This window comes from Streptomyces sp. HSW2009 (assembly GCF_040240285.1).
GTDB lineage: Bacteria > Actinomycetota > Actinomycetes > Streptomycetales > Streptomycetaceae > Streptomyces.
In genome coordinates, this window is record NZ_JBEHZD010000528.1 from 1 (window position 1) to 5350 (window position 5350).

The following is a 5350-nucleotide window of genomic DNA, read 5'->3' on the forward strand; positions in this document are numbered from 1 at the left end:
GGGCTGGTTGTTTTGTCTACGCGCCCGGGCGGGGCCCGGGGACCGGCGCAGTGGTCGTGGCGCGCCGTCGTGCGGTGGCGCGGCGAGGCCGCGCCGCGGTACGGGATGGCGGCGCGGGACGGGCAGGTGGGACGGCAGTAGCGGGATGAGGGCGCGGCTTGTGCCGCGCCCTTTTTGTATGCCGTTTTGCATGCCGTGTGCAGCGGCGGCGTGCTGCGGCGCGTGGTCCGGCGTGAGGTCGCCCGTGATGCGCCGGTACGGGGAGTGGGCTTCGCCACAGGCGGGCCGCGGTCGGCGGGCGGTGCGCGGGGGCGTGGCGGGCTCGGCGGTGACCGATCGCCCGCCGCGGGGCGGTGGTACGGGCCACCGCGGCGTACGGATCGTGGCGCCTCAGGGGGGGAAATCCCTGCTGGTGGCGGTCGGTTGGGCGGCGTGCGGGGCGCCGTGCGGAGGTGCCCTGGGCCACTTGGTCGGCGGTCGATGGGGTGTCCGCGGGGCGGCTCGGGAGGGGCACCCCCCGGTGGGAGGGAGGGAAAGCATGTGCGTCATAATTCTTTGTGAATGTGAACGCGTTCACAAGCGCGCCCGGTGCATCCCGCTTTGCGGGTGATCAATGGGGCAGATCGCCTCTGCGGTGCGCGGCTCAGCAAGACGGCAAGGAGTACGACGTGGATCTGGCCCTGGCCCCAGAGACCCTGGCCCGCTGGCAATTCGGCATCACGACCGTCTACCACTACCTCTTTGTTCCGCTGACGATCAGCCTCGCCGCCTTCACGGCCGGTCTGGAGACCGCCTGGATTCGGACGGGCAAGGAGAAGTACTTCCACGCGACGAAGTTCTGGGGAAAGCTCTTCCTGATCAACATCGCGATGGGGGTCGTCACCGGCATCGTGCAGGAGTTCCAGTTCGGCATGAACTGGTCGGACTACTCCCGCTTCGTCGGCGACGTCTTCGGTGCCCCGCTCGCGATGGAGGCGCTGATCGCCTTCTTCTTCGAGTCCACCTTCATCGGCCTGTGGATCTTCGGCTGGGACAAGCTGCCGAGAAAGCTCCACTGCGCCTGCATCTGGATCGTCGCGGTCGGCACGACGCTGTCCGCCTACTTCATCCTGGCCGCCAACTCGTGGATGCAGCACCCCGTCGGCTACACCATCAACAAGACGACGGGCAAGGCCGAACTGACCGACATCTGGGCCGTGCTGACCCAGAACACCACCCTGGTCGTCGTCTTCCACACGCTCACCGCGGCCTTCCTCACCGGTGCCGCCTTCGTGATCGGCATCGCCTCGTACCACCTGCTGCGTGCCAAGCGGGCGCAGGACCGGGGTGAGGAACTGCCGGCCAAGCAGCGGCGGCAGGTCGGCGCGATGCGTGCGTCGCTGCGGGCCGCGCTGGTGATCGCCGTGATCGCGGGGCTCGGTACGGCGCTCAGTGGCGACCGGCTGGGCAAGGTGATGTTCGAGCAGCAGCCGATGAAGATGGCCGCGGCCGAGGCGCTGTGGGAGACGGAGGCGCCGGCCCCGTTCTCGGTCTTCGCGATCGGCGATGTGAGCCAGGGCCACAACAGCGTCGAGTTCAGCGTCCCCGGGATACTCTCCTTCCTCGCGCACGACAACTTCTCGTCCTCCGTGCCCGGCATCAACGACATCGCCGAGCGGGAAGCGAAGCTCTACGGCGGCGAGCCCGAGGACTACATTCCCAGCATCTTCATGACCTTCTGGGGCTTCCGCCTCATGATCGGGTTCGGGATGGTCTCCTTCGCGGCCGGGGTCATCGGTCTGTGGACCACCCGACAGAAGCGATGGCTGGCACCGGAGAAGCGGACCGGTGAGGACGAGGTGCCGCGGCTGATGCTCACCAAGAACCGTGAGCTGAGCCCCTTCTTCACCACCTGGTCCTGGCGGATCGGCATCCTCACCATGGGCTTCCCGCTGATCGCCAACTCCTTCGGCTGGATCTTCACCGAAATGGGCCGCCAACCCTGGGTGGTCTACGGGCTGATGCGGACCAAGGACGCGGTGTCCCCGGGCGTCAGCCAGACCGAAGTGTTGATCTCGATGGGCGTCTTCACCCTGCTCTACGGCGTACTCGCGGTGATCGAGGTACGGCTGCTCACCAAGTACGCCAAGGCCGGACCCGATGTGGACGAGGCGCCACCGACCAAGGACCCGAAGCTGCGGTTCCCCAAGCCGGGCGGTCCTGGCGGCCCTGGCGGTTCGGCTGCCGGCGGGGACGCCGCGGCCGAGGACGCCGACAAGCCGATGACCTTCGCGTACTGACGACGGCTGGATACGGAGACAGACCATGCACCTCCACGACGTCTGGTTCGTGCTGATTGCCGTCCTGTGGATCGGCTACTTCTTCCTCGAAGGGTTCGATTTCGGCATCGGTGTGCTGACCAAGCTGCTGGCCCGGGACCGCACCGAGCGCCGCGTGCTGATCAACACGATCGGCCCGGTCTGGGACGGCAACGAGGTCTGGCTGCTGACCGCGGGCGGCGCCACCTTCGCGGCCTTCCCCGACTGGTACGCCACCTTGTTCAGCGGCTTCTACCTGCCGCTGCTCGCCGTTCTGATCTGCCTCATCGTGCGCGGCGTGGCCTTCGAGTACCGGCACAAGCGCAGTGAGGAGCGGTGGCAGCGCAACTGGGAACAGGCGATCTTCTGGTGCTCGCTGCTGCCCGCGTTCCTGTGGGGCGCGATCTTCGCCAACATGGTCCGCGGAGTGCCGATCGGCGCCGACAAGAACTACGCGGGCAACCTGCTGGACCTGATCAACCCGTATGCGCTGCTCGGCGGTCTGACGACGCTGGTGCTCTTCACCTTCCACGGTGCGGTCTTCGCCGCGCTCAAGACGGTGGGCGACATCCGCGCCAGGGCCCGGCGGCTCGCGGGGCAGCTCGGGCTGGGCGCTGCGGCGCTGGCGGTGGCGTTCCTGGGGTGGACGCAGGCCGACTCGGGGAGCGCCGGCAGCCTCGTGGCACTGGTCATCGCCGTGCTGGCGATGGTCGGGGCGCTGGTGATGAACGGCCGGGGGCGCGAAGGCTGGTCCTTCGCCCTGTCCGGGGTGACCATCGCGGCGGCGGTGGCGATGCTCTTCGTGGCGCTCTTCCCGAACGTCATGCCCTCCTCGCTGGACCCGGCATGGAACCTGACCGCCGAGAACGCGGCCTCCAGCCCGTACACGCTGAAGATCATGACTTGGGTCGCGGGCGTGATGACCCCCGTGGTCCTGGCCTACCAGGCATGGACGTACTGGGTGTTCCGGCAGCGGATCGGCACCCAGCACATCCCCGTCGACGCGCACTGATGTCCACGCGAGGGAGCGGGTCGATGTTTCACGTGAAACCGAACGGCCCAACGTTTCACGTGAAACGAGCCGGTCGGGTGTTTCACGTGAAACCAGGGCGGTGTTTCACGTGAAACCAATCGACCCGCGGCTGGTGCGGTACGCCCGCGCGACGCGATTCTTCCTACTGGCCTCGGTCGCCCTGGGGTTGGTCGGTGCCGGACTCGTCATCGCCCAGGCGATGCTCATCGCCGAAATCGTGGTGGGCGCGTTCCAGGACGGCGCGGGTGCGGCCGGGTTGGCCCGGCCGCTGGCGTCGCTGGCCGGTGTTGCGGTGGGTCGGGCCGCGGTCTCCGCGCTGACCGAACTGGCCGCGCACCGCGCCAGCGCCGAGGTGAAGTCCGAGCTGCGGATGCGGCTCCTTGAGCGGGCGACGGGGCTCGGGCCCGGCTGGCTGAGTACGCAGCGCACGGGGGAGTTGACCGCGCTCGCGACCCGCGGCATCGACGCCCTGGACGACTACTTCGCCCGCTACCTGCCCCAACTCGGCCTTGCGGTGGTGGTGCCGGTCGCGGTGCTGGCCCGGATCGTCACCGAGGACTGGGTGTCGGCGCTGATCATCGTGATCACGCTGCCGCTCATCCCGATCTTCATGATGCTCATCGGCTGGGCCACCCAGCACCGGATGGACCGGCAGTGGCGGCTGTTGTCCCGGCTCTCCGGGCACTTCCTCGACGTGGTGGCCGGACTGCCGACGCTCAAGGTCTTCGGCCGGGCCAAGGCGCAGGCCGAGTCCATTCGGGCCATCACCTCCGACTACCGGCAGGCGACGCTGAAGACGTTGCGCATCGCCTTCCTGTCGTCCTTCGCGCTGGAGCTGCTGGCGACCCTGTCGGTGGCGCTGGTTGCGGTGGGCATCGGGATGCGGCTGGTCCACGGGGACATGGATCTCTACGCCGGGCTGGTGGTGCTGATCCTCGCGCCCGAGGCGTATCTGCCGCTGCGGCAGGTCGGGGCCGAGTACCACGCCGCGGCGGAGGGGCTGGCCGCGGCGGACGAGGTGTTCGCCGTGCTGGAGACGCCGGCTTCCGGGGTGGCTGCCGCTCCGACGGCTGCGGCGGGGGCCGTGACGGCGGTCGACGCGCGGACCGCCGCACTGGTGGTGGACCGGCTCCAGGTCCGGCACCCCGGGCGCACCGAGCCCTCGCTCGCCGCGTTCTCCTGCACCGTCCGGCCCGGCGAGACCGTGGCCGTCGTCGGACCGAGCGGCGCCGGCAAGAGCACCCTGCTCCATGCGCTGCTCGGGTTCGTCGGCGCGGACAACGGGGTGGAACGCGGCCGGGTGACGGTCGGCGGCGTGGACCTCGCCGCGTTCTCGGCGGACGACTGGCGGGCCTGGCGGCACCAGATCGCCTGGCTGCCGCAGCGGCCCTACCTGTTCGCCGGCACCATCGCGGAGAACGTCCGACTGGCCCGCCCCGACGCCGACGACGAGGCCGTGTGCGCGGCGCTCCGCGCGGCGAGCGCGCTGGAGTTCGTACGGGCGCTGCCGGACGGGCCGCAGACCGTGATCGGCGAGGACGGGGCCGGTCTCTCGGCCGGTCAGCGGCAGCGCTTGGCGCTGGCCCGGGCGTTCCTCGCCGACCGGCCCGTACTGCTGCTCGACGAACCGACCGCGAACCTCGACGGCGAGACCGAGGCGCTGGTCGTGGACGCGGTCCGACGGCTGGCCCGCGGGCGCACGGTGCTGCTGGTCGTCCACCGGCCGGCCCTGCTGGCGGTCGCGGACCGGGTGGTACAGGTCGGCGCGACGGCCGACACCGGACCGGGCCACGAGCCGGTGGCTGCGCCCCTGGACGCCACGGTGGCCAGCGCGGCGCTCGCCCGGGCCGCCACGTCCCCCGCCGAGTCGGAGTCCGAGGTGGCTACCGAACCCGGCGGTGGCACCCCCCGCGCCATCGCCGAGCGGCCGCCGCCGCTCGCCGCCCGTCCGCCGGTCGCCGCCGGGGCCCCCCCACCCCCCCCCCCCCCCGCCCCCCCCCCCGCCCCCCCCCCCCCCCCC

3 protein-coding genes are annotated in these 5350 nt (G+C 70.6%); all 3 read left to right on the forward strand.

Translation table 11 applies throughout. The features are described from left to right. Positions 1–668: 668 nt before the first annotated feature. Positions 669–2279 carry a cytochrome ubiquinol oxidase subunit I gene (locus tag AAHZ94_RS27870; protein WP_349996263.1) on the forward strand — a complete coding sequence of 537 codons (1611 nt, stop codon included), beginning with the start codon at positions 669–671 and terminating at the stop codon, positions 2277–2279. A 25-nt stretch (positions 2280–2304) separates the two neighbouring features. Further along, on the forward strand, positions 2305–3309 hold the full coding sequence (gene cydB, locus AAHZ94_RS27875; protein WP_349996265.1) for a cytochrome d ubiquinol oxidase subunit II: 1005 nt from the start codon (positions 2305–2307) through the stop codon (positions 3307–3309). Between the two features lie 109 nt (positions 3310–3418). Then, positions 3419–5350, forward strand: a 1932-nt coding sequence (gene cydD / locus AAHZ94_RS27880) for a thiol reductant ABC exporter subunit CydD (protein ID WP_349996267.1), incomplete at its 3' end; no start/stop codon positions are given.

Excerpts from the sequence above, each read along its gene's own strand:
- cydB (WP_349996265.1), top strand. The coding sequence starts at position 2,305 with ATGCACCTCCACGACGTCTGGTTCGTGCTGATTGCCGTCCTGTGGATC.